At 61.6% G+C, this 25444-nt stretch carries 18 protein-coding genes, 1 tRNA gene and 1 pseudogene; 10 read left to right on the top strand and 10 right to left on the bottom strand.

Annotated features, from left to right (window positions below; translation table 11 throughout):
* Nucleotides 1-817 precede the first annotated feature (817 nt).
* From ACMQ11_RS08585 to ACMQ11_RS08575, 3 genes and pseudogenes are all read right to left on the bottom strand, one after another.
* Nucleotides 818-2230 (bottom strand): annotated as a pseudogene (locus ACMQ11_RS08585) (glutamate decarboxylase); the annotation flags it as partial.
* Nucleotides 2231-2338: 108 nt separating this feature from the next.
* On the bottom strand, nucleotides 2339-3052 hold the full coding sequence (locus ACMQ11_RS08580; protein ID WP_418992352.1) for a hypothetical protein: 714 nt from the start codon (nucleotides 3050-3052) through the stop codon (nucleotides 2339-2341).
* A gap of 28 nt (nucleotides 3053-3080) precedes the next feature.
* Nucleotides 3081-3416: a hypothetical protein gene (locus ACMQ11_RS08575; RefSeq protein ID WP_418992351.1), complete on the bottom strand. Its 336-nt coding sequence runs from the start codon at nucleotides 3414-3416 to the stop codon at nucleotides 3081-3083.
* 248 nt (nucleotides 3417-3664) lie between these two features.
* Between ACMQ11_RS08575 and ACMQ11_RS08570 the strand changes: the two genes are divergently transcribed.
* Together ACMQ11_RS08570 and ACMQ11_RS08565 are read left to right on the top strand one after the other, a co-directional pair.
* Nucleotides 3665-4360: an SIR2 family NAD-dependent protein deacylase gene (locus ACMQ11_RS08570; RefSeq protein WP_418992350.1), complete on the top strand. Its 696-nt coding sequence runs from the start codon at nucleotides 3665-3667 to the stop codon at nucleotides 4358-4360.
* Nucleotides 4361-4644: 284 nt separating this feature from the next.
* Entirely contained in the window at nucleotides 4645-5244 is a 600-nt protein-coding gene (locus ACMQ11_RS08565; RefSeq protein WP_418992349.1) for a trimeric intracellular cation channel family protein, read from the top strand.
* A 5-nt stretch (nucleotides 5245-5249) separates the two neighbouring features.
* Here the strand turns inward: ACMQ11_RS08565 and ACMQ11_RS08560 are convergent, their stop codons facing one another.
* Nucleotides 5250-6245: a glycosyltransferase family 4 protein gene (locus ACMQ11_RS08560; RefSeq protein ID WP_418992348.1), complete on the bottom strand. Its 996-nt coding sequence runs from the start codon at nucleotides 6243-6245 to the stop codon at nucleotides 5250-5252.
* Nucleotides 6246-6309: 64 nt separating this feature from the next.
* On the opposite strand from ACMQ11_RS08560, the gene ACMQ11_RS08555 reads away from it, so the two are divergent.
* From ACMQ11_RS08555 to ACMQ11_RS08520, 8 genes are all read left to right on the top strand, one after another.
* Nucleotides 6310-6777: a hypothetical protein gene (locus tag ACMQ11_RS08555; protein ID WP_418992347.1), complete on the top strand. Its 468-nt coding sequence runs from the start codon at nucleotides 6310-6312 to the stop codon at nucleotides 6775-6777.
* 1 nt (nucleotide 6778) lies between these two features.
* Nucleotides 6779-7909 (top strand): methylmalonyl Co-A mutase-associated GTPase MeaB, encoded by a 1131-nt coding sequence (gene meaB / locus ACMQ11_RS08550; RefSeq protein ID WP_418992346.1) that lies wholly within the window; start codon nucleotides 6779-6781, stop codon nucleotides 7907-7909.
* A 724-nt stretch (nucleotides 7910-8633) separates the two neighbouring features.
* Entirely contained in the window at nucleotides 8634-9395 is a 762-nt protein-coding gene (locus ACMQ11_RS08545; RefSeq protein ID WP_418992345.1) for a DUF1295 domain-containing protein, read from the top strand.
* A 5-nt stretch (nucleotides 9396-9400) separates the two neighbouring features.
* Nucleotides 9401-10615, top strand: coding sequence for an NADH:flavin oxidoreductase (locus tag ACMQ11_RS08540; RefSeq protein WP_418992344.1), 1215 nt, complete (start codon nucleotides 9401-9403; stop codon nucleotides 10613-10615).
* Nucleotide 10616: 1 nt separating this feature from the next.
* Complete coding sequence (locus ACMQ11_RS08535) at nucleotides 10617-11483, top strand: SDR family NAD(P)-dependent oxidoreductase (RefSeq protein ID WP_418992343.1); 867 nt, start codon at nucleotides 10617-10619, stop codon at nucleotides 11481-11483.
* 69 nt (nucleotides 11484-11552) lie between these two features.
* Nucleotides 11553-12170, top strand: coding sequence for an HAD family hydrolase (locus tag ACMQ11_RS08530; RefSeq protein WP_418992342.1), 618 nt, complete (start codon nucleotides 11553-11555; stop codon nucleotides 12168-12170).
* Between the two features lie 11 nt (nucleotides 12171-12181).
* The gene (locus tag ACMQ11_RS08525) at nucleotides 12182-14692 is read left to right on the top strand and encodes a DUF748 domain-containing protein (RefSeq protein WP_418992341.1); all 2511 of its coding nucleotides are present in this window, start codon (nucleotides 12182-12184) and stop codon (nucleotides 14690-14692) included.
* A 149-nt stretch (nucleotides 14693-14841) separates the two neighbouring features.
* Nucleotides 14842-14915: transfer RNA gene (locus ACMQ11_RS08520), tRNA-Pro, on the top strand.
* A gap of 527 nt (nucleotides 14916-15442) precedes the next feature.
* Here the strand turns inward: ACMQ11_RS08520 and ACMQ11_RS08515 are convergent.
* From ACMQ11_RS08515 to ACMQ11_RS08490, 6 genes are all read right to left on the bottom strand, one after another.
* Nucleotides 15443-16492, bottom strand: a complete 1050-nt coding sequence (locus ACMQ11_RS08515; RefSeq protein ID WP_418992340.1) for a glycosyl hydrolase family 18 — start codon at nucleotides 16490-16492, stop codon at nucleotides 15443-15445.
* A 75-nt stretch (nucleotides 16493-16567) separates the two neighbouring features.
* Entirely contained in the window at nucleotides 16568-18205 is a 1638-nt protein-coding gene (locus ACMQ11_RS08510; protein WP_418992339.1) for a BT_3987 domain-containing protein, read from the bottom strand.
* 2 nt (nucleotides 18206-18207) lie between these two features.
* Nucleotides 18208-19572 carry a DUF1735 and LamG domain-containing protein gene (locus tag ACMQ11_RS08505; protein WP_418992338.1) on the bottom strand — a complete coding sequence of 455 codons (1365 nt, stop codon included), beginning with the start codon at nucleotides 19570-19572 and terminating at the stop codon, nucleotides 18208-18210.
* 8 nt (nucleotides 19573-19580) lie between these two features.
* Entirely contained in the window at nucleotides 19581-20513 is a 933-nt protein-coding gene (locus tag ACMQ11_RS08500; RefSeq protein ID WP_418992337.1) for a glycoside hydrolase family 18, read from the bottom strand.
* A 7-nt stretch (nucleotides 20514-20520) separates the two neighbouring features.
* Nucleotides 20521-22113, bottom strand: a complete 1593-nt coding sequence (locus tag ACMQ11_RS08495; protein WP_418992336.1) for a SusD/RagB family nutrient-binding outer membrane lipoprotein — start codon at nucleotides 22111-22113, stop codon at nucleotides 20521-20523.
* Nucleotides 22114-22125: 12 nt separating this feature from the next.
* Nucleotides 22126-25410: a TonB-dependent receptor gene (locus ACMQ11_RS08490; RefSeq protein ID WP_418992335.1), complete on the bottom strand. Its 3285-nt coding sequence runs from the start codon at nucleotides 25408-25410 to the stop codon at nucleotides 22126-22128.
* Between the last annotated feature and the right edge of the window lie 34 nt (nucleotides 25411-25444).

Here is a 25444-nt window from a genome sequence, read left to right as displayed (position 1 = left end):
CATAGCCCGCTCTGCGGTCTCTGCCCTCGCTTACCCGCAAAGTTCACTTTTCACTTTTCACCTTTCACCTTTCACCTTTCACCTTTGCCTGCAACCCGCCATTCCGGGGGGGGGCAAAAAACAACCCCCGCTTTTTGGCGGGGGTTGTCGAACGATCCGTGCGCCGCCCGGGCGGGGCGCGTGTCGCGGGGAGTTCCCGAACAAGCGGTAAGCCCTTTCCGGCCGCGAGAGAAACGTCCCATGGAGCGGCGGGCACGGATGCTTGGCAGAGAGTCGGCAGGTAGAGAGACCGCGCCCTGTTACCGACCGTCCGGCCGCTGCACGACCTCTTTTCCTGGCTGTTGCAACGACCTCTTTCCCTGGCAGATGCACAATCTCTTTTCCAGGCCTTTGCAACGACCTATTTACCAGGCAGTTGCACTACCTCTTTTCCAGGCCTTTGCAACGACCTATTTACCAGGCAGTTGCACTACCTCTTTCCCTGGCTGTTGCACAACCTCTTTCCCTGGCCGCTGCACTACCTCTTTTCCCGGTCGCTGCGGGCGAGGTCGTCGAGCGCTGCCTTGCGGGAGCTGCGGCGGGTGGCCGGTTCGTCGATCCGGTCGGCCATTGCCCTGTCTGCCGAAGCCGAAGCCGAAGCCGTGGAGCCCGTCATCGGGACATCGAGCGCCGTGCCGACCGTGGCGTTGCGTGCGCGGGTGGAGCGGCGGCCCGTGGTGGCGCTGCCCTTGCCCGCCTCGAGGTCGTGCTGCCCCTGGCGGGCGGCGGCCTGCGTATTGGCCGAGGTGGGGCTGTTGCGGGTGCTGTCGTGGCCGGTGTGGGTGAAGACCTTGCCCGTCTGGTGCTCGTTGCGTTCGAACTGGACGCGCGACTGGGTGGGGTATTCGAGCTTCTCGAACTCCGCGACCGCGTTGGCGATGTCGCTCATCAGCATGTCAGCCATGTCGCGCGACATGCCCTGGCGCACCACGATGCGCATGACCACGACGTCCTCGATGTTCTTGGGCATGGTGTAGGCAGGAACCATCCAGCCGCTCTGCTGCAACTTGGCCTGCAGGTCGAAGAGCGTCCATTTGGCCGTCTTGTCGTACTCGGGGTCCATCATCCAGATGAAGAGCGGGTTGACGACCTCCTTGGAGTAGTTGCGGAAGCAGTGCATCTTGCCGATCTGCTCGTGGCAGTACATGGCCACGTCCATCGAGTTCTGCTGCACCTCGCGGTAGCCCTCGTAGCCCAGGCGGATGAAATTGTAGTACTGGCCCAGAATCTGCGCCGCGGGGCGCGAGAAATTCAGCCCCACCTGCGTGATGTTGGCGCCCAGGTAGTTGACCGAGAAGGACATCTCTTCCGGGAGGTACTGCTTGTCCTTCCACACGACCCAGCCCAGACCCGGGTAGACCAGTCCGTACTTGTGGCCCGAGGTGTTGATCGAGAGCACCCACTTGAGTCGGAAATCCCACTTTTTCTCCGGCCGGAGGAACGGCAGGATGAAGCCGCCCGAAGCGGCGTCGACATGGATCGGAATGTCGTAGCCGGTTTTGCGGTTGTAGCGGTCGAGCGCCTTGTCGAGCCCCTCGATGTCGTCGTCCAGACCGGTCCACGTCACGCCCGCGATGGGCACGATGCAGATGGTGTTCTCGTCGCACAGGTCGAGCGCCTGCTGGGGGTCGAGCGTGATGTGGTCGAGCGTGAGGGGCACGGTGCGCATTTCGATCTGCCACAACTGGCAGAATTTCTCCCACACGACCTGGAACCCGGCGCTCATCACCAGGTTGGGCTTGTCGAACGGCTTGCCGGCGGCCTGCCGGCGGTGGCGCCACCTCAGCCATGCGGCCACGCCGCCCAGCATGCAGGCCTCCGAAGAGCCGATTCCGAGCGCTCCGGTCTTCCACTCGGCCTCTTCGGGGGTGTTCCACAGGTTGGCGACGATGTTGATGCAGCGGCCGCACATGACGGCCACGCGCGGATACTCGGTCTCGTCGATGTAGTTCACGTCGATGGCTTCGTTCATCAGGCGCGTGGCGTAGTCGTCCATGTAGGTCGTCACGAACGTGGCCAGGTTCAGCCGCGGCTGGGTCTGGGGATAGGTTTCGTCCTTGACCAGCTGGTAGGCGATTTCGGGCGCGGTCTTGCCCTGGGGGATGACCTGCGTCGGCGCCGGACAGCGCATCGTCTGCGATCCGAACACGTCGGTCAGCGCGTCGCCGGTGTTGTGGTTGTGCTGTTTCATACGGAGTGAAATTGTTTTGGTTTTACTCCTCCGGGTCTTGCACATACCATGCCGGAGCCATTGCATCGCTACGGGCATGCGATCCCCCTAACGATGCAACGGAGATGATCAGCGCAGCCGCTCTAAGAGCAGTTCCACGGCTGCGCAGGTGCTGACCCGGATGCCGTCAGGCCAGCTCTCTTCCGAGTAGGGTCGCACCTGCCGCATCCGCGAGGGGCAGTAGCCCTCTTTTTCGGCCCAAGCGTCGTACTCAGCGTGGCGCATTCCCTCCAGAAAGAAGCGGCCCCAGCGGTCGGTGCGGGTGCGCAGCGTGTCGCCGCCGTGGACGAAAAAGACCGTCGCACCCTCGATGCCGCTCGGTGCAAAGCCCTCGAAAAAGGTCGATACGCCGCTGTCGTGCACCGTTCCGGCCATTGCCCACCGTCGGGGCATGAACTGCCGCAGTTTCGGCTGCGACGGACGGGCCCATATACGCCTGGGCGGAAGCTGCCGGCTCGTCGTATCGTCTGGCATGATTCCGCGGTCGTAGAATTTCAGATTGTAGACCACCGGACGGGGATTTTTCGACCAGTTCGCTATTGCTGGTTCCGGGGGTGTACATCGCGGATGGTGTCCGTCGACAAGCCAGTTGCGGCGCGGCACACGCTCGAAGCAAAAACGCCCCGCCGAGTCGACCTGCTGCCGGAGCGTATCGCGCCCCGCGATGAGCCACACCTCGGCCTGCCGCAACGTGGTTGCTTCAAACTCGGGCGAAGCGACATAGGTATACCCCCTGAGGATACGCGGTCCGACGCAGGCGGTGCTCGGGAGTACGGCGAGCATGAGCAAATATTTTCTAATAACCATAGGATCAGAAATCAATAATGTACATCTCAACACCCGGATCGATCGGAACGGTCCGTTTTACACCGCATAGTTCCGCAACGATTAAATCGGCTCCGGGAGAAAGGAATAGAAATCTATGTCCGTTATTATCGACGGGTCCCGGTTCCGGAAAATCAAGCGGAAATCTTGTAGATGACAAACCGACATTCGCATAGACGGCCGGAACACCTCCGCAATAAACATAGACGCTGATTACGTTTTCATACCGCCTGACGGTAACACTTTCTGCCGAAGATTTTACGGGCAGAACGTAAGGAACTGCAAACAAAAGCATCCATACGAGCAAGAAAACTTTTTTCATAACTGCTTAGTTTTAGTTAGACGCTTTTAATTTACAACATTATTTTAATATATCCGATATTTTTTAATTTTAATTACTTCATAAAACATTATTCCTACGTGCAGGGTTGTCAGAACAGGGGAGACGGTTGTCAAACGTGATGCAATATATTTTCAATCCCCGAGCACTAACAGAGGGTCGCAACGGGAACGAAAGTTGCAATTTTGCCGGGAATTCCGTACTTTTCGGGCGTCGAAACAACTGTTGACATGAAGAAAATCGTGGTTTTTACGGGTGCCGGCGTGAGCGCCGACAGCGGCTTGCAGACGTTCCGCGACGCGGACGGACTGTGGGCGTCGCACCGCATCGAAGAGGTCTGCACCCCCGAAGCGCTCCTGCGCGACCGGGCCAAGGTCGTGCGATTCTACAACGAGCGGCGGCGCGAGATGCGCGCCGCCGAGCCCAATGCCGCACACCGGGCCATCGCCAAGCTGGAGCGGGTCGCCGAGGTGACGGTCCTCACGCAGAATGTCGACGACCTGCACGAGCGGGCCGGATCGAGCCGGGTGGTCCACCTGCACGGGGAGCTCATCAAACTGCGCTCGGAGCGCGATCCGGAGCTGGTGGTCCCGATCGCGGGGTGGGAGCAGCCGCTCGACGCCCGGGCCCCGGACGGGGCGCTGCTGCGTCCGCACATCGTCTTCTTCGGCGAGGCGGTCCCGGCATTCGACCGGGCCGCGCGGATCGCCGCCGGGGCCGACATTTTCGTGGTCGTGGGCACCTCCCTGGCGGTCTATCCCGCCGCCTCGCTGGTGCGCTACGTGCGGCCCGAGGTGCCGGTCTGGGTGGTCGATCCGGGCCATCCCGACACGACGCTGATCCGCAATCCGCTGACCGTCATCCCCAAACGCGCCGCCGAGGGCGTGCCCGAGCTGGCCAGCATCCTGACGGAAATTAAAAATTGAGAATTAAAAATTAAAAATTATTTCGGTGCCCGACTGCTGCGGTTCGACTTTGCTCCAGCTCGGCATAGCCCGCGAGGTGCTCTCGGCACTCGCTCAACCATAAAGTTCACTTTTCACCTTTCACTTTTCACCTTGTTTTGCGGCGGCTCGACTTTGCTCCCGCTCGGCAAAACCCGCAAGCGGTCTTTGCCCTCGCTTACTCGCAAAGTTCACCTTGCCTGCGACCTCTCGACATTGCTCGGGGATCGAGAAAACTTTTCACCTTTTACCTTTCACCTTATAAAATGACTTTGTTCACCTTTATCGAAATCCTGGGCACGCTGGCATTCGCCATCAGCGGCATCCGCCTGGCTTCGGCCAAACGCTTCGACTGGTTCGGGGCCTACGTCGTGGGCTTCACCACGGCCATCGGCGGCGGGACGCTGCGCGACGTGATGCTGGGGCTGACCCCTTTCTGGATGATGGACGCCACCTACCTCGTGGTCACGGCCGTGGCGCTGGGGACCGTCGTGGGGCTGGGTCGCTACCTGATCCGGTTGCAGAACACCTTTTTCATCTTCGACGCCATCGGGCTGGGCTTGTTCACGGTGGTGGGGGTCGAGAAGACCCTCGACGCCGGGTTCCCGCTCTGGGTGGCCGTCATCATGGGCACGATCACCGGAGCCGCGGGGGGCGTGCTGCGCGACATGCTCATCAACGAGGTGCCGCTGATCTTCCGCAAGGAGATTTACGCCCTGGCCTGCGTCTTCGGCGGGCTGGTCTTCGGGGCGTGCCGGTGGGCGGGACTTGCGCCCGGTACGACGGAGGTCGTCACGGCCCTCGGGGTCATCGCCGTGCGCATCGTGGCCGTGCGCTTCCGGCTGCGGCTCCCCATCCTGCGCTGAGTGCCTCAGAGCGAGGTATATATGTCGATCAGCCGCTGTACCACTGCATATTCGGAGAAGAGCTCGGCCCGGCGGCGTTCGCGCTCCTGCATCGTGCGGCGCAGCGGTCCCTCGCCGGCGAGCTGCTCCAGCCGCTGCGCGATCCGTTCGATCTGCTCGGGATAGACGTAGAGCGCCGCCTCGGCGGCCGCTTCGCGGTTGAGGGGCGTGTCGCTCAGCAGCACCGGCAGTCCGGCTCGCATGGCCTCGACCACCGGCACGATCGACGCTTCGGCCTCGGCGTCGGGCAGGTAGGCGAAGACCCGCGCCAGCCGGAAGAGCGCCGGGAGGTCCTCGGGCGAAAGTTCGTAGATGAAATCCACGCGCCCGGCCAGGTGGCGGGCCCGGGCGTAACCCAGCAGAAAATCCGAATAGACCGTCCGGCGGCCGCAGACCACCACCCCCAGCCCGGCCTCCGACTGAGCCAGCGCTTCGAAGACCGCCTCGTGGTTGTGGCGCGGTTCGACGGTCCCCAACATCAGCACGAACCGCTTGGGCAGCATGTATTTACGCCGCACGGCCTCCAGTTCCGCATCAGGCGGTGCCTCCTGCGGCGCGCGGGCCGCCAGGGGCATCACGACCTCGATCTTGCGCGGGTCGATCGCCAGTTTGCGCGACAGCTCCTCGCGGGCGCCCCGGTTGAGGGTGATCAGCCGCCCGGCCGTTCGCAGCGCCCGGCGGTAGGCACTCAGGAGCACGAGCCGTTCGGGCAGCGTGTAGAGGTGGGGATAGCGCAGAAAATGGAGGTCCGGAACCGTCACCACCGTCTTCGTGCGCCCCGTGCGCAGCAGCAGCGGCAAGGCGGTCCGGTACCCGTGGCAATGGTAGAGGTCGATGCCGCTACCGATTTTCTCGTCAACGACATACTCGTGCTGCGGAGCGTATTTGGTGAGGACCTCCCTGAGCTGCCGCGTGTAGCCTGCGGCGGGTGTGGCGGGAACTTTGCTGAATCCGATTTTCATAACTGCAACTAAAATTTTTTCGTCTATGTGCCGAATATTTGTTATCTTCGCTGAAAATAACCCCATGAAACGAGCACTCCTCTTTTTGCTTCTCGCGCTGACCGCTCCCTTTGCCGGAGCCGGCGCGCAGACCGTCGCTCTCGGGGAAAAAGTACCCGAACTGCGTGTGAGCGAATGGATCGGCGGCCAGCAGCCAAAGCCTGCACAGCTTACCTGGATCGAATTTTTCCATGCGCAGAACCCCTCGTCGGTCACCTCGCTCGAAAGGCTGAAAGCACTCTCCAGCAAATTGGGCACCAAACTCCGCATAATCGTCCTCTCGCGCGAAAAAGGCGAGGAGACGCTCCGCGTGCTGACCCCCTACGTCTCGCCCCGCATCGGCGTCGGGATCGACCCCTCGGGCCGCACGTTCGCGGCGTTCGGGGTCCAATACGTGCCGTTCGGCGTGCTGACCGACGCCCGCAACCGGGCGCTGTGGCTGGGCAATTCGCTCCAACTCAAGGAAGAAACCATCCGGGACAACCTGCACTGATATGTCGTTCACCAAGATAAACCACTACGAAAAAGAGTATGCCGACACGCATCACGACACGGCGCTCAACGTCACGCAAGGCGTTGACCAACAGCCGATCGTGAACCCTTATTTCACGCGCCGCAAGAAGCGTGCACTCTCCACCGAAGCGTTCGTCGAGGGCATCCTCGCCGGCAACATCACCATCCTCTCGCAGGCCATCACGCTCGTCGAATCGTCCAACCCGGCGCACTACGCCCAGGCGCAGGAGATCATCGAGCGCTGCCTGCCCCACGCGGGCCGCTCGGTGCGCATCGGCATCACGGGCGTTCCGGGAGCCGGGAAATCGACCTTTATCGAGGCCATCGGCAACCGGGTCACGGGTTTAAGGCACAAGCTGGCGGTGCTGGCGATCGACCCCTCGTCGGAGCGCAGCGGCGGTTCGATCCTGGGCGACAAGACCCGCATGGAGAGCATCTGCCACAACCCCGACGTCTTCATCCGCCCCTCGCCCTCGGCCGGGTCGCTGGGCGGCGTGGCCCGCAAGACGCGCGAGACCGTCGTGCTGTGCGAAGCCGCCGGGTTCGACGTGATCTTCATCGAAACGGTGGGCGTCGGCCAGTCCGAGACGGCCGTGCACTCGATGGTCGACCTGTTCATGCTCTTGCAGATCGCGGGCGCGGGCGACGAGTTGCAGGGCATCAAGCGGGGGATCATGGAGATGGCCGACCTGATGGTCATCACCAAGGCCGACGGCGAAAACGTCCACCGCGCCGAACTGGCCCGCACGCAGTTCCAGGGTGCGCTGCGTCTCTTTCCGCTGCCCGAGTCGGGCTGGCGGCCCCGGGTCTACACCTCCTCGGCCCTGACCGGCGAGGGGCTCGAAGCGGTCTGGCAAGGGGTCGAGGAGTACCTCGAACACATCGAAAAGAACGGCTATTTCCGCCACAACCGCAACCGGCAGAACAAGTACTGGATGTACGAAACGATCGACGAGGTGCTGCGCAATTCGTTCTACCACGACCCGGCCGTCGAGGCCCGCGTCGCCGACTACGAGGCGCGGGTGCTGGGGGATCGGATCTCGTCGTTCATCGCCGCCAAGGAGCTGCTGGACATCTATTTCAAGGATGTCAGCAGGCAAGGTGAAAAGTGAAAAGTGAAAAGTGAAAAGTGAAAAGTGAAAGGTGAAAGGTGAAAGGTGGGTAGACACCTCGTCGCTGACGCTCCGTCGGGATGACGTAAATCACCTTTCACCTCGTCTGCGGTTCGCAGCCAGCGGCGGGCGTAAAACGCCCGTTTTATGGGCGGCAGCTGGTCCGAGGCGCTTTCGAGTCGGATGTGCGCTTCTAAAAGGTTCGGCGGTTTATGTCTTGCGGTTCGCAGCCAGCGGCGGGCGTAAGATGCCCGTTTTGAGGGCGGCGGATGGTTTGGATACTTTCGAGCCGGTTCCGCGCTCCCCGGAGGTTCGGCAGGTATGTCGGGAGCGGTTCGCAGCCAGCGGGCGGGCGTAAAACGCCCGTTTTGAGGGCAGCAGCTGGTCCGAGCGCTTTCGAGCCGGATGTGCGCTTCTAAAAGGTTCGTCGATTTAGGTTTTGCGGTTCGCAGCCAGCGGAGGTCTGCTCGGAGCCTATGCGGAGTGCAGTCCTCCGCCCGGGGTGGCTGCGGACTGCCGCCGCCAGAGGCAGCGAGTTCTTTGCGATGCCCAGCGACCCCTCGACAAACTCGGGGATCGAGAAAACCTTTCACCTTTCACCTTTCACCTTTCACTTTGCCTGCGCACTCCGACCATCCGGCCAACACCGATCCCGAACCGGACTTGCCCCGAAGCGAAAAAATCGCTATCTTTCCGACGTTTTTCGTGAACGGCAGCGACAGCGATGATCCAGACATTCCATATCTTCCTCCTTGTCATGGCCCTCGTGGGCCTGGGGGTCTTCGTGGCCCTGCATTTTTTCGAAGCGGGCTACGGCTATCTCTTCGACCGCCGCTACGGTCCTCCCGTCCCCAACCGCATCGGGTGGATCGTGATGGAGGCTCCGGTGTTCATCCTCATGGCGGTGCTGTGGGCCGCATCGGAGCGCATGTGGCAGGCGGGGCCGCTGGCGCTCTTCGTGCTCTTCGAGGCCCACTACCTCCAGCGGGCGTTCATCTTTCCGCTGCTCATGCGCGGCCGCTCGCAGATGCCGCTGGGGATCGTCGTGATGGGCATGGCGTTCAACACGCTGAACGCCCTGATGCAGGGCGGCTGGATTTTTTACGTCGCCCCCGCGGGCTACTACGACCACTGGTTCGCCCAGCCCCAAATCTACCTCGGAGGCGCGATTTTCCTGGCCGGCATGGCCATAAACCTCCACTCCGACCGCATTATCCGCAACCTCCGCCGTCCGGGCGACACGCGCCACTACATCCCCCGCGGCGGGATGTTCCGCTACGTTACGTCGGCCAACTATTTCGGCGAACTGCTGGAATGGGTGGGCTTCGCCGTGGCCTCGTGGTCGTGGGCCGGGGCGGTCTTCGCCTGGTGGACGTTCGCCAACCTCGCGCCCCGCGCCGCCTCGCTCCGCCGCCGCTACGAGCGGGAGTTCGGCGAGGAGTTCACCCGGCTCAAACGCAAACGCATCATCCCGTTTATCTACTGACCCCGATGAGTTCCCTCCTCTTCACACCGTATAAATTAGGCCCCGTCACGCTGCGCAACCGCACGGTGCGCTCGGCGGCGTTCGAGTCGATGGGCCGGCATTTCGGCCCCACCGAACAGCTCAAGGCCTACCACACGGCCGTAGCGCGCGGCGGCGTGGGCATGACCACGCTCGCCTATGCGGCCGTCTCGCGCAGCGGCCTGTCGTTCGACAAGCAGCTCTGGCTGCGGGCCGCCATCGTGCCCGGGCTGCGCGAGATCACCGACGCCGTACACCGCGAGGGCGCCGCCGCGTCGATCCAGATCGGCCACTGCGGCAACATGACCCACCGGTCCACGGCCGGGCAACTGCCTGTCGGCGCTTCGACGGGTTTCAACCTCTACGCCTACACCCCCGTGCGGGGGCTGCGACCGGGTGAAATCGGGCAGATCGCCCGCGATTTCGGACACGCCGTCCGCACGGCTCACGACGCGGGGTTCGACGCCGTGGAGGTCCACGCCGGTCACGGTTACCTCATCTCGCAGTTCCTCTCGCCCTACACCAACCGCCGGCGGGACGCATTCGGCGGATCGCTCGAAAACCGGATGCGCTTCCTCAGGATGTGCCTGGAGGAGGTGATGGAGGCCGCCGCGCAGACGGGGCTGGCGGTGCTCGTCAAACACAACATGTACGACGGTTTCCGGGGCGGCATCGAGATACCCGAGAGCATCGGGATCGCCCGCGAGATCGAACGCTTCGGCGTGCACGCGATCGTCCTCTCGGGCGGCTTCGTGTCGAAAGCCCCGATGGCCGTCATGCGGGGGCTGATCCCCCTCTACACGATGAGTTACTACTCCCCGTGGTGGCTGCGGCCCCTGATCCGCTGGTGCGGGCCGTGGATGATCCGCCAGTTCCCGTTCGAGGAGTGCTACTTTCTGGAGGACGCCCGGCGCTTCCGCGCCGAACTGAAAGGGCCGCTGGTCTACGTCGGGGGTCTTGTCAGCCGCGAGGGGATCGACCGGGCGCTGGACGCGGGGTTCGACCTGGTGCAGATGGGCCGGGCGCTGGTCAACGATCCGGCGTTCGTCGAGAAGCTCCGCGCGGGCGACGAGGCGACGCGCAGCGGGTGCGACCACCGCAACTACTGCATCGCCCGGATGTACTCCGTGGACATGAAATGCTGCAAACACTGCGACGACCTGCCGCGCAAAATCCGGCAGGAACTCGAACGCCTGCCCTGAGATGGAACGCAACGAAAACATACGCAGCGCGGCGACCGCGGAACCGCATGCAACCGCCCGCAAGCGGGGCGCCGTTCCGCAGGGCTCCGCCTGGGCGCTGGTGACGGGCGCCGGGTCGGGGATCGGACGCTGCTACGCCCTGCGGCTGGCCGCCCTGGGCTACAACCTCGCAATCGCCGGCGACCGCGCGGAACCGCTCGACGGGGTGCGCGAAGAACTTGCGGCGGCAGGCTGTCCGCGGGTGCAGGTCGTGGTCACGGACCTGGCGCGCATCGAGGCGGCGCAGGAGCTCTACGACGGGTTGTGCGGCGCGGGAATCGCCCCCGACGTGGTGGTCAACAACGCGGGTATCTTCTCGTTTTGCGACGTGCTCTCGACGCCGTCCGAACGCATCGAGCGGATCGTCCTGCTGCACGACATGACCACCACGCAGCTCTGCCGGCTCTACGCCGCGCAGATGATCGCCCGCGGGGTCCGGGGCCACATCCTCAACATGTCCTCCTATTCGCAGTGGATGCCCTTTCCGGGGCTGGCGCTCTACGGCGCGTCGAAAGCCTACCTGAGAACGTTCTCGGTGGCATTCGCCAAGGAGGTCGCCGACCGGGGCATTCGCGTCACGGCCAGCTGCCCGGCGGGCGTGGCCACCGACCTCTACGGGCTGACACCCCGCTGGCAGCGGATCGGACAGCGGCTGGGGGTGCTCATCTCGGCCGACTCGTGCGCCCGGCGCGGACTGCATGCCCTGTGGCGCGGGCGCCGCTCGGTGGTGCCCGACTGGTGGAACCGCGCGTGGATTCCCCTCTGCAAGCTGCTCCCGCTCCGGGCGATCCGTCCGTTGAGACGCTTCACCATGCGGTTTCAGAAATAACCGTTACATCCGTTACACCCCTGTAACGGTGTAACGGTGTAACGGTGTAATGCAACAAATGACAAAAAAATGGAAAATACGATCCGAAACATCGTCTTCGACCTCGGCGGGGTTCTCGTGGACCTCGACATCGACCGCTGCCGCGCGGCGTTCCTCTCGCTGGGCATGCCCCGCGTGGCCGAGCTGATCGACCCCTGCTACCCCGCCGAGATGATCGGCCGGCTCGAACGGGGCGACCTCACGTTCCACGAGGCGTGCGAGCAGATGCGGCGGCTGGACGACCGCCCGGAGGTCACCGACTCGCAGATCGCATGGGCCTACGGCGAATTTCTGCAAGGCATCCGGCCCTGGAAACTGCACGCGCTGGACGAGCTGCGCCGCCGGGGCATCCGCACCTGCGTCCTCTCGAACAACAACCCCTCGTCGATGGAGGTCATCCGCCGCCGGTTCACCGCCTGCGGGAAAACAATGGACGACTATTTCGACCGCATCTACCTCTCCTACGAGCTGCACGAACTGAAGCCTTCGCCCGCGATCTTCCACAAGATGCTCGCCGACAGCGGGATGGACCCCGACGAAACGCTCTTCATCGACGACGGCGAGCGGAACGTCGCCACGGCCCGCGAGCTGGGCTTTCAGGTCTACATGCCCTCCGAGGGCGAAGATTTCAGCCACCTGTTCGAATAACCCCCTGCAAAATGAAGAAAACCGCCCGCATCCTGCTCATCACGGCTGCCGTCCTGGTCGTCCTGCTCGTCGCCGCAGCCATCGCCCTGCCGCCCCTGGCCAGACGCTACATCGAGAAGCACGACCGCGAACTGCTGGGCCGCTCGATCCGCATCGAACGGCTGCGTTTCAACCTCTTCACGGGCCGCCTCCGCATCCACGACCTGCGGATCGGCGAGGCCGGCGACACGGCCGGGTTCTTCCGGCTCGACTCGTTCGACATGCGGCTGAGGCTGTGGCCGCTCCTCGGCCGCCGCGTTCACATCGCGCGGCTGCACCTCGCGGCCCCCGACCTGAAAATCTACCAGCGGGGCGCGTCGTTCAATTTCGACGACCTCCTCGCGCGGTTCGCCCCGGACACCACGGCGGTCCAGGCACCCGAAAAGCCGTCCGATCCGTGGGAGATCGGCATCTACGACATCGCCATCCGGCGCGGGCACATCTTCTACCGCGACCAGGCGCTCGGGGCCACCTGGGGGCTCAACGACCTGGGGCTGGCCATTCCGGGCGTCTATTTCTCGGGCGAAAAGACCGACGTGGGCGCCGTGCTGAACTTTGCCGAGGGCGGTTCGCTCGAGACGCGCGTGGCCTACGACATCGCCTCCTCGGAGTTCGACATCGGGCTGCGGCTGCGCGAACTGACGCTGGCGGGCATGCTCCCCTACGTCCGGCAGTCGCTCGACATCGCGGGCGTCGAGGGGCGGCTGTGGGCCGACCTGCACCTGCGCGGCGACCTGGAGCACCTCCTTTCGCTGCGCGCCGAGGGCACGGCCTCGCTGGCCGGGTTCGCCCTGCGCGACCGCCAGCAGCAGACCGTCGCGGGCATCGACACGCTGGGCGTGCAACTGGCCGAGGCGGACCTGGGCGCCCGGCGCTTTCGCTTCGACCGCATCTACGCCTCCGGGCTCTCGGCCCGCTACGAAATGACGCCCGAGGGCGACAACCTCTCGGCGCTGCTGCGCTCCCCTGCTGCCGCCGACACGCCTCCGACTCCTGCCGCCGCCGACTCGCCCGTCGGACCCGCTCCACAGCCTGCCGACGCCCCCGCCAGGCCCGCTCCGACGCTCCGGATCGCCGACCTGGAGATCGCCTCGGGAACCGTCGAGCTGCGGGATCGCACGCTCCACAAACCGTTCGAATACCGCATCTCGGACATCCGCATGCGCAGCCGCGATTTCGACCCCGCCGGCCACAACCGCCTGCGCATCGACGCCCGGATGCAGCAGACCGGCTCGGCACGGCTCAGCTGGGAGGGGTCGCTCGACGACATCTCGAACCAGAACATCACGCTCTGGCTCACCAACCTCGACCTGCGGGATTTCACCCCCTACTGCGAGCATTTCACGGCCTACCCCGTTGCGGGCGGCAACCTCACGTTCCGCTCGCAGAACGTCATCCGCAACCGCTACCTCGACGGCACCAACCACCTCGACGTCTTCGAGCCGAAAGTGGACCGCAAACTGCGCGACCTGAAACCCGAAATGCACATCCCGCTCAAACTGGGGCTCTACGTGCTGCGGGACAAGAAAGGCCACGTGAAGATGGACCTGCCTGTGAAAGGGAGCCTCGACACGCCGGAATTCTCCTACCGGAAGATCGTTTTGAAAGCAATCGGCAACGTGCTGCTGAAAGTGGTCACTGCGCCGTTCTCGTTCCTCTCGGGGCACGGCGGCGACCTGCGTTACATCGCCCTCGATCCCGCGCAATACGTCTTCACCTCGGAGCAGTACGCATCGTTCGACCGGATCGCCTCCATGTTGCGCGACAAGCCCGAGATGCACCTCGTCCTGCGCCAGCGCATCGACCTCGGGCGCGCCCTGCCCGCACAGACCGCCTCGGCCCTGCGCATGGCCTACGCCGCCCACCTGCGGGCCGCCGACTCGACCGCCGTGGCCGCGTCCGGAGCGCCCCGCATGACGATGCTCGAATACGAGAAGATGCAGCAGACCGACATCCGCACGCCCGCGGTCATGGCCTTTGCCGATTCGCTGCTCACGGCCCGCGGCCGCTCGCCTCAGGGCCTCTCGGCGGCCGACAAGGCGATGGCGCTCTACCGCGAGGAGGCCCTCGGCCAGCTGACCCGGCTGATGGAGGCCCGCGACCGGGTGCTTCGGGAGTACATGCGCACGACCCATCAGCTGACAGAACCCGCTTTCGTCGTCGAACGCCCCGACTCGGCGGCCCGGCTCGCCTACACGGGCCGCAACCGCTACACCCTCGCCCTCGAAATGGACGGCGAGACCGTAGAGATCGCCGACGATGGGCAGCAGGCGGAAGAGGGGTTGCAGAACCCGCAGCCGAACGATGGGCAGCAACCTGTACCGACAGCTGACGGGGCTCGAAACCCCCAGCCGGACAGCGGAGGCCAATCGCTCCCGAGCGAAAGGGCCGCAACGCAGGCTGCGGTCGCACTGCAAACCGGAACGCCCGAACCGGCCCCCGCAGAGGGATCGCTGCCGGCTGCCGCCTCGGCCGCAGAATAGTTCCGCCCCGGACCTTTTAGGCGCAAAAGTTTGGGGGAACGGAAAAAAGCGGTTATCTTTGCACCCCGGAACCGGCAGCGGTTCCCCCGGCCCGAGCGATCCGCCGATGACTATCAGGTCCGAATGGCGGCTCCCGGGGCCGGGAACGACGGGGTGTAGCGCAGTCCGGTAGCGCACTTGGTTTGGGACCAAGGGGTCGCAGGTTCGAATCCTGTCTCCCCGACACGGCAGAGCTGACAGCAGAACAAATGTTCTGCTGTTTTTGTTGCGTCTCTCTTGCGGGAGCTCACTCCCACCGAGGTCCGCAACAAAAACCACCGCTTCGCGCCGCCCGCTCTCCTCCCCCACCCGCAACCGGATTCAAAGAAAAGCAGGTTGCGGGGCGAGAAATTTTTAATTTTTCAGCGGTCGCCCCGCGAGCCCTTACGGGCTTCGAATCCTGTCTCCCCGACAAAAGGGAGAACATCTGAAATGTTCTCCCTTTTGTCGGGATAAACCGACTATACAGACAATCCCTCCAAACCTCCCTTTGATAAGGGAGGCTTCAACCCGAACCGTCCGCACAACCTTTTGGCAAATTCCCGATCCCCGAGCGAAAGTCGAGGGGGGGGGCAAAATCTATTACTCTGCAACGTGCGGAGGGACAAGGGGAAAACAAAAGAAAGGCCCGCACACCTACCTTTAAAAGTCGATGCGCGGGCCCGGAGTGGAAACTACTCACTCTTTAGTGAACTCACATCGCTGGTCGGTTTATTCGGTGTACTTGGGAAGGTAAGCACCTGCCATCTCTTTGGTAATCGTATAACCATCGGGATCGGTCGTCCAGTTGCGCGTGTAATCCGTTCCGTCATAGGTAACCGTGCTGTTGAATGCTCCCTCGGCAATCTTCTTGAATACGGGCAGCGGATTGACATCCGATGCACGGCGCATATTGAAGCACATGATACCGCCGTAACCGCCGCTGGCAGCTTGAGCCGAACGGTTTTTAATTTGATTCAGAGCAATCGCATTGTAAGAATTACCAAGCTGGATAGCCTGCGGCATTTTGGCCGAAGTCGGGACACCTGGGATGTCGGTCGGATACCAAGAATTGGCTCCGAAAATACCCTGATCCACAAAATCAATCATGGCACCCGCCGTAGCGTCGATCTGATTGGTATAGCCCCAGTCGAAGACCGTGATGAGCTTGCGGTCGGCACCGGTGCCGAATTTCTGATCGAGCTTGGCGCGCAGCGCCTTGATAACGCGGGAGTAGGAACCGGAAACGGTGCTGTCGTAGTTCGCATATTCATCATCGAATCCGATGCCGTCGAGGTTGTAGTGATCGACGACATAGGTCAGAATATCGGCGAAGCGGTCGGCCTGGTCGACATTGAGATTGGCAACACCGATTTTCTGCCAATCGCCCAATACCGTAAGGCAAACTTTCATTCCGGCATCCTGCAACGGCTTCACATAGGTGTTCACCGCCTCGAACATCGGGGCCATTTTGTCGTTGAAATACAACGTCGGATAGCCTGTGCCGTCCTTGTGAATATTCGATGCGAATAATTGAAGAATGTCGATGAAAACCGGACCATCAACAGCAGTACCGAGATGGTAGGACGTAGCGATACGAGGATCGTTGTCGTTGATCTCGATATAAACCTGTACTTTTGGCGTCTTATCACCGTAAGTGCGGGTTTCCTGCGGCTGCGTGCCGTCCATCTGAGGTTCTTCCATGTCATTTGCACAAGAAGCAAACAACATTGCGCTTGCAGTTGCAAGCATCGTAACGATTGAAATTAAATACCTTTTCATAATTGGTAGGAATTAGGTTGAAAAATTAAAAAAATTTAAGTTTGGCTTTTAAACGATGTGAGTTCGAGTTCGTAATTACCAATCCTTTTTCATATAATCGTATCGTCCGAATAAGCGTCCCTGTGAATCCTGATCTCGTAAAAATATCTGATTATAGGAATACGAATCCATACCTCCATCACCGAAAACTGGCCATACCACTCCTGGAACCGCATTCCATGTCCCTTCATATTCACTCTGCTCGTTAGCAATCAAGTCGGCCCAGACAATCATCTTATTAGGAGCCAGTTCCATCATTTTCCAAATAGCCACGTTCATCAACCCTTGCATTGTCAACAAGTAGTCGCTGGCAGCAGGATACCAGGGTACTGCAAAATGGCCGAACCGCTCCGCCGTAAGTCCGACAATTGGTTTGCGTTCGTAAATCGAGGTGGGAAGCACACCGCCCATATCGGCCATATCGCTGGGCGAAAGGTCTTTCATCGTCCCGAACGGATCGAGCAATTGCACATCCTCCTGCTCGCTCATATAGCCCGACCAGGCATAGTCGATCCACTCGCCTACCTTAATGCCGCCCGTGGCTTCGGTGTCCCAGAAATAGGCGGTCGGATCGCCGTAGTCGGCCACCGTAACCAGTTTCCCGGTGCCGAGCGCTTCGCGCATGGCTTTGATAAGTTTGGGATAAGAGGTCTTGTTCGTCTCGGGCATCCCCTCGGTACCCTCCATGCCGTACCCGGCATTGCGGTCGAAGAAATTCACACCGTCCAGCGCGTACGCCTCCACGCAAGCCTTGACCTGCGCCGTAAAGTCGGCGATCTGCTCGTCCGAAAGGTTGCAGAATCCCAGCCCGGTGGAGCCGCCCTCCAGGCACAGGCACACCTTGCGGCCCTTGTCCTGCAACGGACGGATATACTTGTCGGCGTGTTCGAGTACATAGCGCATATCCGAATTCAGGACCAGCATCGCCCGGCCCGTAGCGGGCTCGTAACCGATCTGCACAACGCGCAGATTGACGATATTGCCGTAGGTCCGCTGCCACTCGGTTTCAAAGGGAGGAACAGCCTGTACTTTCTCGATAATCCATTTGTCAGCCAACAACGGCTGGTATTTCGTTGTATTGAGGTAAAAAACATTTAGGTATTCGGTATCGAGTTCGTACTCGCCCAAGTCGATGTCGCGCACTTTGACACCATAATAGATCACCCGGTTCTCATCGGTGAACTCCATATCGGGAGACGAAATCGCAATCGGCAGCAAATAGGTACCCGGCGCCAGGCCGTCGGCCTTGAACGAAACCTTGATCTTGTCGGTCACCCGTTCGCCCTCCGCCACCGAGATTCGACCTCCGCCCTCGATATTCACGTTGGCGACGGGAAGCGGAAGCAACTCGGTACCGTATTTCTCGTTGCATGCGTCGACCAGCGATTCGTCGGGAACGGCGGTGACGGTCAGCGCCTTTTCGGCCGGTCGGTTCAGCCGGCAATAGATGCGGTCGAAAGTCGTGCTCGTTCCTTCGCTCAGACTCACCACGGCAAATTCCGTCGAAGACTTGGCGCTCCGGATTTTCACATAGGTATTCTCCAGCGGCTCCTTGTCGGGCAGCGCGCCGCGCCCGGTTTCGACGGGGTCGGCCTCGCAGGCCCAAAGGCCCGCGAGCGCCCCCGCACTAAGAAGCGTCACTACCGCTCTTTTCATCTTTATCATCGTTTTCATAGTTATTCCTCTGTTTCGTTAATTTTCGGGATTTCGATGCCGTCGGGCCATACCAGATCGTACTTGGCCTTTCCGTCGTTGCCGTACTGCGACCAGTCCTTGACGACGTTGCCCTCGCCCTCGTTGAATTTCCAGTAACCCAGCAGCGTGGGATCGGTCTCGGGATCGGCGATCTCGTACATGTTCTCCCATATCTGCTCGGGCGTACGGGCTACGGACCAGACGCGCGCCTCGGCGATCTTGCCGTTCAGGGGGCGGTAATCGTCGTAGGAGTAGCCGATGAAGAACTGGCGGGCGTCGGCCCAGGTGCCGTATTTCTTCTGGTTCTCCTCGGTCTGATTCTTCAGGTACATATCGTAGAGCGCGCGCATGGCCAGGTTGATGCCGTTGTCGTCGGTCGGCCCGGTAACGCCCATCTCCTTGCCCTCGCTCTGGATCTTGCCGTTGACATAGACCCGGGCGGTGCGGGTGGTCTGGTCGTAGGAGCAGGCCACGTGGTACCACTGTCCCTTTTCGAGGTTCTTGGTGGCGTCCTGCGAGGGGAACTTGCCGAACGAGGTGCCCGTGCCCGAACCGTCGAACTGCAACTGGCGGCGCTCGAAATTCGTGTCGCCGATGCGCAGCAGCTGGCTTCCCTCGACACCCATCACCGAAGAGATGTTGACGGCGATGGTCTGCGGCGGATCGTCGTTGGTCTGGGTCGTGTTGGCGAACTCGTCGATGAAGATCAGCGCTTCGTAGGTGAAAGCCCGCAGGTTGTTCCACGCCATGCTCGTCGGCTCGTACTTGTCCAGGGTCGGGAATTCGATCCAGTTCTTCGTAAGCTGCGCGGCGGTGGTGATGTTCGACGAGCGCTTCACCAGGTAGTAGACCGTCGAGGAGGCGTCGAGAGCCGGAATCGACGAATGGGAGATGGTCAGCGGCAGCAGGTAGGTCTCGTCGAGCGGCAGGGCGCCCGTCTCCTCGGGTCCCTCGCCCAGCAGATCGCGGAACTGGAGCCTGAGCGTCTCCGATACGGTTTTGCCCGCACGGATGACCACCTCCTGTTCGGAGAGTTCGTAGTACTTGGCGTCGAGCGCCGTCCAGGCGGTGCCGAAGCGGGCGTTGTAGGCTGCCACCAGCGCGGGATCGACGGCCACGGAGACCGTCACGTCCTCCGACGCGGGATAGGCCAGCGTGGCCGCGAACGGGCGGTAGGTTTCGTCGAGTGTCTTCTTGATGATGGCCGACTGCACGTCGGTCATCTTGGCCACGTCGAGGTAGACCTTGTTCCCGAACTTGCGGTCGTCGGCATCGTAGGAGGTGCAGGCGCTCAGCGCGCACAGACCCGCGAGGGCGAATGATAGGTATTTGTTTGCTGTTTTCATATGGGTCGCTATTTGGAGGGATTCAACGTCTGGATCGCACCGCGGACGAGCGGATAGTTCATCTTCGCATCGTAGTAGTCTTCACCGATGTTGTAGACTCCCAGTCCGGCCAGCGGTCCGAACGAGACCACGCGGGCGGTCATTTCGGTGATGGCGGCCATCTCGGTCCGGTCCTCGGTGAAGAGCGGCGAACCGGCCGCTGCGGCCAGCAGCAGCTTCTCCTGCGGCACGGCGGCATAGCCCGTAGCGCCGAGGACCTGCATCCGCAGATCGGTCACGTTGTCGGTGGTTTCGGTGTCGAGGACGAAATAGTCGACTTTCGCACGGTCCGCCGCCGCCACGAAGAGCGGATTGCCCTCGAAGACGATGAGCTGCCCCTCCTCTTTGGCGCCGGCCAGTTTCTCGACGATCAGCGCGGCGGCCGCAGCCGTCGCAGCATCGCCCGAGCGGGGAGTGCCCGTGAATGAATAGCCGTCGAGGCGGTTGCCTTTCACGGCCGCGATCACGCTGTCGAGGTAGGCCCCGAGCGCCGCAGGATCGGCCAGTTCGGCCGCACGGGCGGCATAGTCGACCTGGTAGAGGACCCGCGTGCCTTTTTCGCGCATCACGAAGAGGTCCTCGAGGTCGAAAGTCGAAAAGCGGTCGGCATTGGTGAGCGACACGATGTCGAGCGAGTCGGGCAGGCAGCGCATGAAATCCTTTTCGCTGGAGGCCGCCTCGGGCGAATTGTGCAGCCGGGCGTAGGTCAGGAAATGGTCGCTCTTCTTGTATTCACGAAGCGCTGCGGTGTACTGCGCCCAAAGTGCGGGGTCCTGCTCCGAGGGACGCGAGACGTTCTTGCCGATGCCCTCGGTTTCGGTCCAGTCGTCGCACGAGACCGAGCCGAAAGCGAGCGCCAAGAGCGCGAAGCACAACAGGTTGATGCTGTTTTTACGTTTCATAATCATGCTAATTAAGGTTTTTTCGATCCCACCATACGCGGGTACCCATGTTGTCGCCGGTGCCGTGGACCGACTCGGCGTTCAGATCCGAAATAGCCGCCTGGAGGTTGGTCGGGTTCTCGGTATACTCCTCGACGGGATAGGCCAGACGCCGCGCGCCGCAGGTCGCATCGACCGTGCCGCCGCTGTTGTTCTCGACGGCCGGAAGCAGCCGCGGATAGCCCGTGCGGCGGTACTCGGCCCAGGCTTCGGTGCCCAAGGGGAACATGGCGATCCATTTCTGGGTGATGATCTGTTCGAGGTGTTCCTCCTGGGTGGTATAGGCGCTCCAGGCGATCTTGATCGTGCTCTGGGGCGCGGCCACGGAGAATTTGTTGAGCGGGTCCTTGTAGGCGTCGGGCGTGCTCGAAGCATCGGCGAGGTAGTTGTCCGCGCCGCTGGCGCCGCGCTCCTCGAACGAGAGTTTGACGCCCTGCTCGTACAACGATTTGGCCGCATCGGACGACCCGAAGCGCAGCTCCCACTCGGCCCTGAGGAACGTCACCTCGGCGGCGTTCATCCACAGGTAGGGCGTCGTCGACTCGACTTTCATGTTCGAATAGGAAGCCACGGCCTGCGACTTGCTCGTGGGCGTGATGCCGATGCGCAGACCGACATAACCCGGCACCTCCTCGCCGTTCTCGACCAGCGTGACCGTGGTGAACATCTTCTCCAGACGCGGGTCGTCGTAGCCGTTCATGTAGTTGAGGATGTCGGCCCCGACGCGGTGGTCGCCCCAGTCGTTGTAGATCAGCGTCATGCGGTTGTCGTTCGTATGCAGCACGGCGTTGTCGGCATTGACCTCGATCACGCCGGCGGCGATCGCTTCGGCGCCCTTGGTGCGGGCCGTTTCGCGCTCGACCTCGGTCAGGCGCATGGCCATGCGGAGCTTGAGCGAGTTGGCGAATTTAAGCCACTGCCCGACGTTGCCGTAGTAGACCGCATCGTAACGGCTGAACGCATCCGAGGGCAGGGAGATGTTCTCCTCGAGCGAGGCGATCACGGCGTCCAGTTCGGTGAACATTTGGGTGTAGACCTCCTTCTGCGTATCGTAAGCCACTTCGAGCGACTCGGTCGTGTTTTCCATCACTTTGGTGTAGGGAATCGGGCCGTAGCTGTCGCATACGCGGTGCATGATCGCTATACGGAACAGCTGAGCCAGGGCGTGTGCCACCTCGTCGTCCGTGCCGTTGATTACCTCGCGGTAGGGTTCGTAGGTGTCGGAAATCATGTCCACGAAGGGAACGCTGCGCCAGACGGACGACGGGTTGAAGGTCTCGAACTTGGTCGTCCAGGTATCCATCGTCGCGGAGATATACCCGCCGAACGGACCTCCGACCATGCTCTCGATGAACTGGTAACGGTGCTCCTGCGTCGGGACGACCAGTCCCTGCAAGGTTTTGATGTTGGTGCCCGTCTTGTAATTGTTTGCTTGCATCTGTTCGTCAGTCACCTCGTTGGGGTTGCGGTTGATGTCCGCGAAATCACCCGTGCAGGCCGACAATGTGAGCAGCACTACCGATAGCAGCAAAAGCTGCCTGTATGAATTGATCTTTTTCATGCTGTTCGAACTTTAAAAATCGAATTTAACGTTGAAGCCCAGGCTGCGCATCGACGGCATCATGAAATAGTCGATGCCCTGATAGTTCATCCCCGTCGAGGCCACGGCTTCGGGGTCGAACGGCGCCTTGCAGTAGATCATCCACAGGTTGCGGCCCACGAACGAAACGGTGAGCCCCATCTTGTTGCGGAACCATTTGCGCGGAAGCGTGTAACCCAGCGAAAGCTCCTGAAGGCGTACGTTGGTGGCCGAATAGGTGTAGTACTGCGGCAGACCCGACTGCGAACCGATTGCCTGAAACCATTTCTGGGAGTCGATCACGTCGCGCCCGTTAATCATCACCCCGCCGGCATCGCGGGCGGCGGCCGAAGCCTCCGACACGCCGTACAGGTCGAGGTTGGCCTGCGTGGCCGAGTAGCAGATGCCGCCCACGCGGGCCGTGACGAGCACACCCAGATTCAGCCCCTTGTAGCTGAAATCATTGCGCCAGGCAAGGTTGTATTTCGGGAATACCGAACCCAGGAAGATATCGTCCTGGTAGTCGTCCTTGATGAGCACGTTGCCGCTCTTGTCCACCTCGATGAACCCGTTGTCGTTGTAGACCAGGTCGGAGTTGGTGTAGAGGTCACCCAGCGTACCGCCCGGCTTGAGGATGTACTTGGCCTTGCCCAGGCCCTTGATTTCGAGACGCTCCTTGGTGATGGGCTGACCCGTCTCGGGATGCACGTAGTTATGGACCAGTTCGACAATCTCGTTCTTGTTCCACGAGAAGGTGACGTTCGACGACCAGCCGAAATCGCGCCACCGGTTGTTGTAGCCCAGCGTGGCCTCGACACCCGTATTGCGGACATGGCCCGTTTGCAGGTAGATGGTCGAATAACCCGACGAGACCGAAATCTGCGGGTCGAACGTCTGGTTGTAGGTGTCGGCCCAGTACCACGAAGCGCTCAGGTTGAAATGCTTCCACAGGCGGGCGTCCAGACCCAGCTCATAGGTGCGCGTGCGCTCGGGATGCAGGTCGCCGATCGGATAGTGCGTCTTGGCTTTCCAGACCTTGTTCGTCGCGTCGTACTCGTAGGTGGGAATGGTCAGGTGGCGCGGGAAGGGCATACCGACCGAAGCGATCGAACCGCGAATCTTCAGGTAGCTCAGCGCCGAGCCCAGGTCCCAGAGCGAGGTGGGAACCCACGAAAGGCCCACCGAGGGGTAGAAGAACGATGCCTCGGGGGATTCGGCCAGCTGCGAAGCCCAGTCGTTACGTCCCGTGACGGTCAGGTAGAGCATCTGCTTCCACCCTACCTCGACCGAGGCGAAAATGGACTGCGTCTGCTCCTGCCAGCCGGTTTTCTCGGCGCGCTTCTTGGCATCGTCCAGGTCGAAGACGTTGAAGACGTTCGGCAGACCGTTCTCCTGGATCGGACCGCGATAGGACATTTCGTCGGTCTTGATGTTGTTGATCGAGGCACCGATGTTGGCCGTCAGCGACCAGTCCGAACCGAAGGTCTTGTTGATGTTCAGCATCACGTCGGCGTAGGTCTGCGTGTCGTAGGCGCGTGCCTCGGTGTAATGGCCGTTCTTACCGCCGTCCGTAATGGTCGTATTCGAGGTGGCGTAGAGCTTCTGCGTGTAGAGCGAATTGGAGTTGTCCAGACGCACGCGCCCCGCCACACTCATCCACGGCAGGATGTCGTAACTGGCCGAGAACGAAAGCATGTAACGCTTCTTGTCCGTATTGCGCAGGTTTCGGTAGGCGATCCAGTAGGGGTTCTGCATCCTCAGGTCGCCCGCAAGGTCATCCGGCCAGAACTGTTCCATCAGTTTGCTGGCCGGATTGTAACGCTCGAAAATCCGGTAAGGCTCGAAATCCGTTCCGCGCGGGAAGAGGTAAGCCGGAACCAGCGGGTTGGAGTAGACACCCTGGTTGGTCATGTTCTGGTCCTGCTGGTAGATGTAGCTGGCACTCGCATCCAGCTTGAGCTTGTCCTTGAGAAAATAGGAGGTGTTGCGGAACGTAAAGTTGTAACGGTCGTACTGGTTGTTGGGAATGATCCCGTCCGAATTGACCGCGGCGGCCGAAAAATAGGTCTGGTTCTTGTCCGTACCGCCCGAAACGGTCACGGCGTTGGTGTAGACATGTCCCGTATCGAAAAAGTCGGAGGGCGTATAACCGTAGCGGGCAGCCGGAAGGAGCTTCTCGCCCCAGCTGTATCCGTTCGATCCGCTTCGCTTGCCGTCGCTGCCCGTACCGTAGCGGTTCTGAAAATCGGGCTGCGTAAAGGGGTCCAGGAACTCGGTGTTGCTCGAAAGGGTGACTTTCAAGGCACCCGACTCTCCCTTTTTGGTGGTGATCATGATGGCACCGTTGGCCGCCTCCGAGCCGTAAAGTGCCGCAGCCGCGGCACCCGTCAGCACCGACATGGATTCGATGTCCTCGGGGTTGATGTCGGCTATGGCTTCGGTAGCGCCGCGCGAGTCGAACTCCGTGCCGCCACCGCCGCCGAAGTTGTACATGGGAATACCGTCGATCACGTAGAGCACGTTCGACGACTGGGCGATTGACTTGTTACCGCGCAGCACGACCTTCGAAGCGCCGCCCACACCCGACGACGAGGCGTTGATCGTCACGCCGGCGACCTTGCCCGTCAGCGAGTTGATGAAGTTGGCGTCCTTGACCGTGGTGAGGTCCTCGGAGTTGACCTGCTGTACGTTGTAGCTCAGGGCTTTCTGTTCGCGCTTAATACCAAGAGCAGTGACCACGACCGATTCGATCTCGGACGCGGCCTCGCGGAGCGTAACAGCAAAATCAGTCCGATTGCCCACGGCAATCGTCGCGGGTTCGTACCCGAGGTAGTTGATTTCGAGGTAGGCCGCCGAGGCGGGGGGGGGAATCTGAAGCGCGAACGAACCGTCGGCACCGGTGCTGGTTCCGAGCGTCGTGCCCCGCACGATTACGGTGGCTCCGATGACGGGATTCCCGCTGGCGTCGAGCACCTTGCCGCGCACCTGCACGGGTTTTTCGGAGATCGGTTTTTTGTCGAGGATGATGTTGACCCCGTCGACCTTGTAACCGATTTCGGTGCCCTCGAAGAGTTGGGCCAAAACTTGTTCGATCGGTTGATTTCGGACGTCGATGCTGACAGGTTTGTTTACGTCGACGTTGCGGGCCACAAAGAGATAGGAGGTCTGTTTTTCGATCTCGCTGATCGCCTGCTCGAGCCGGACATTCTCCAGGTGGAGATCGATCCGGGCGCTCTGGCCTTTGGCAGTTAGGACGCCGAAGCACAGAGAAAGGGTCATAGCGAGTCCAAACAGTGTCCTAATTTTGCAGAAT

This window comes from Alistipes sp., from assembly GCF_048465575.1.
GTDB lineage: Bacteria > Bacteroidota > Bacteroidia > Bacteroidales > Rikenellaceae > Alistipes.
The sequence above is the reverse complement of the archived record's forward strand: the minus strand, read 5'-3'. Positions and strand labels throughout refer to the sequence as shown.

Bases quoted from the DNA above. Each gene is read 5' to 3' on its own strand.
- ACMQ11_RS08505 (WP_418992338.1), bottom strand. From the start codon at position 19,572: ATGAAAACAGCAAACAAATACCTATCATTCGCCCTCGCGGGTCTGTGC.
- ACMQ11_RS08545 (WP_418992345.1), top strand. From the start codon at position 8,634: ATGATCCAGACATTCCATATCTTCCTCCTTGTCATGGCCCTCGTGGGC.
- ACMQ11_RS08570 (WP_418992350.1), top strand. From the start codon at position 3,665: ATGAAGAAAATCGTGGTTTTTACGGGTGCCGGCGTGAGCGCCGACAGC.
- ACMQ11_RS08560 (WP_418992348.1), bottom strand. From the start codon at position 6,245: ATGAAAATCGGATTCAGCAAAGTTCCCGCCACACCCGCCGCAGGCTAC.
- ACMQ11_RS08500 (WP_418992337.1), bottom strand. From the start codon at position 20,513: ATGAAACGTAAAAACAGCATCAACCTGTTGTGCTTCGCGCTCTTGGCG.
- ACMQ11_RS08525 (WP_418992341.1), top strand. From the start codon at position 12,182: ATGAAGAAAACCGCCCGCATCCTGCTCATCACGGCTGCCGTCCTGGTC.
- ACMQ11_RS08510 (WP_418992339.1), bottom strand. From the start codon at position 18,205: ATGAAAACGATGATAAAGATGAAAAGAGCGGTAGTGACGCTTCTTAGT.
- ACMQ11_RS08530 (WP_418992342.1), top strand. From the start codon at position 11,553: ATGGAAAATACGATCCGAAACATCGTCTTCGACCTCGGCGGGGTTCTC.
- ACMQ11_RS08490 (WP_418992335.1), bottom strand. From the start codon at position 25,410: ATGACCCTTTCTCTGTGCTTCGGCGTCCTAACTGCCAAAGGCCAGAGC.
- ACMQ11_RS08575 (WP_418992351.1), bottom strand. From the start codon at position 3,416: ATGAAAAAAGTTTTCTTGCTCGTATGGATGCTTTTGTTTGCAGTTCCT.
- ACMQ11_RS08555 (WP_418992347.1), top strand. From the start codon at position 6,310: ATGAAACGAGCACTCCTCTTTTTGCTTCTCGCGCTGACCGCTCCCTTT.
- ACMQ11_RS08515 (WP_418992340.1), bottom strand. From the start codon at position 16,492: ATGAAAAGGTATTTAATTTCAATCGTTACGATGCTTGCAACTGCAAGC.
- ACMQ11_RS08580 (WP_418992352.1), bottom strand. From the start codon at position 3,052: ATGCTCGCCGTACTCCCGAGCACCGCCTGCGTCGGACCGCGTATCCTC.
- meaB (WP_418992346.1), top strand. From the start codon at position 6,779: ATGTCGTTCACCAAGATAAACCACTACGAAAAAGAGTATGCCGACACG.
- ACMQ11_RS08535 (WP_418992343.1), top strand. From the start codon at position 10,617: ATGGAACGCAACGAAAACATACGCAGCGCGGCGACCGCGGAACCGCAT.
- ACMQ11_RS08565 (WP_418992349.1), top strand. From the start codon at position 4,645: ATGACTTTGTTCACCTTTATCGAAATCCTGGGCACGCTGGCATTCGCC.
- ACMQ11_RS08540 (WP_418992344.1), top strand. From the start codon at position 9,401: ATGAGTTCCCTCCTCTTCACACCGTATAAATTAGGCCCCGTCACGCTG.
- ACMQ11_RS08495 (WP_418992336.1), bottom strand. From the start codon at position 22,113: ATGAAAAAGATCAATTCATACAGGCAGCTTTTGCTGCTATCGGTAGTG.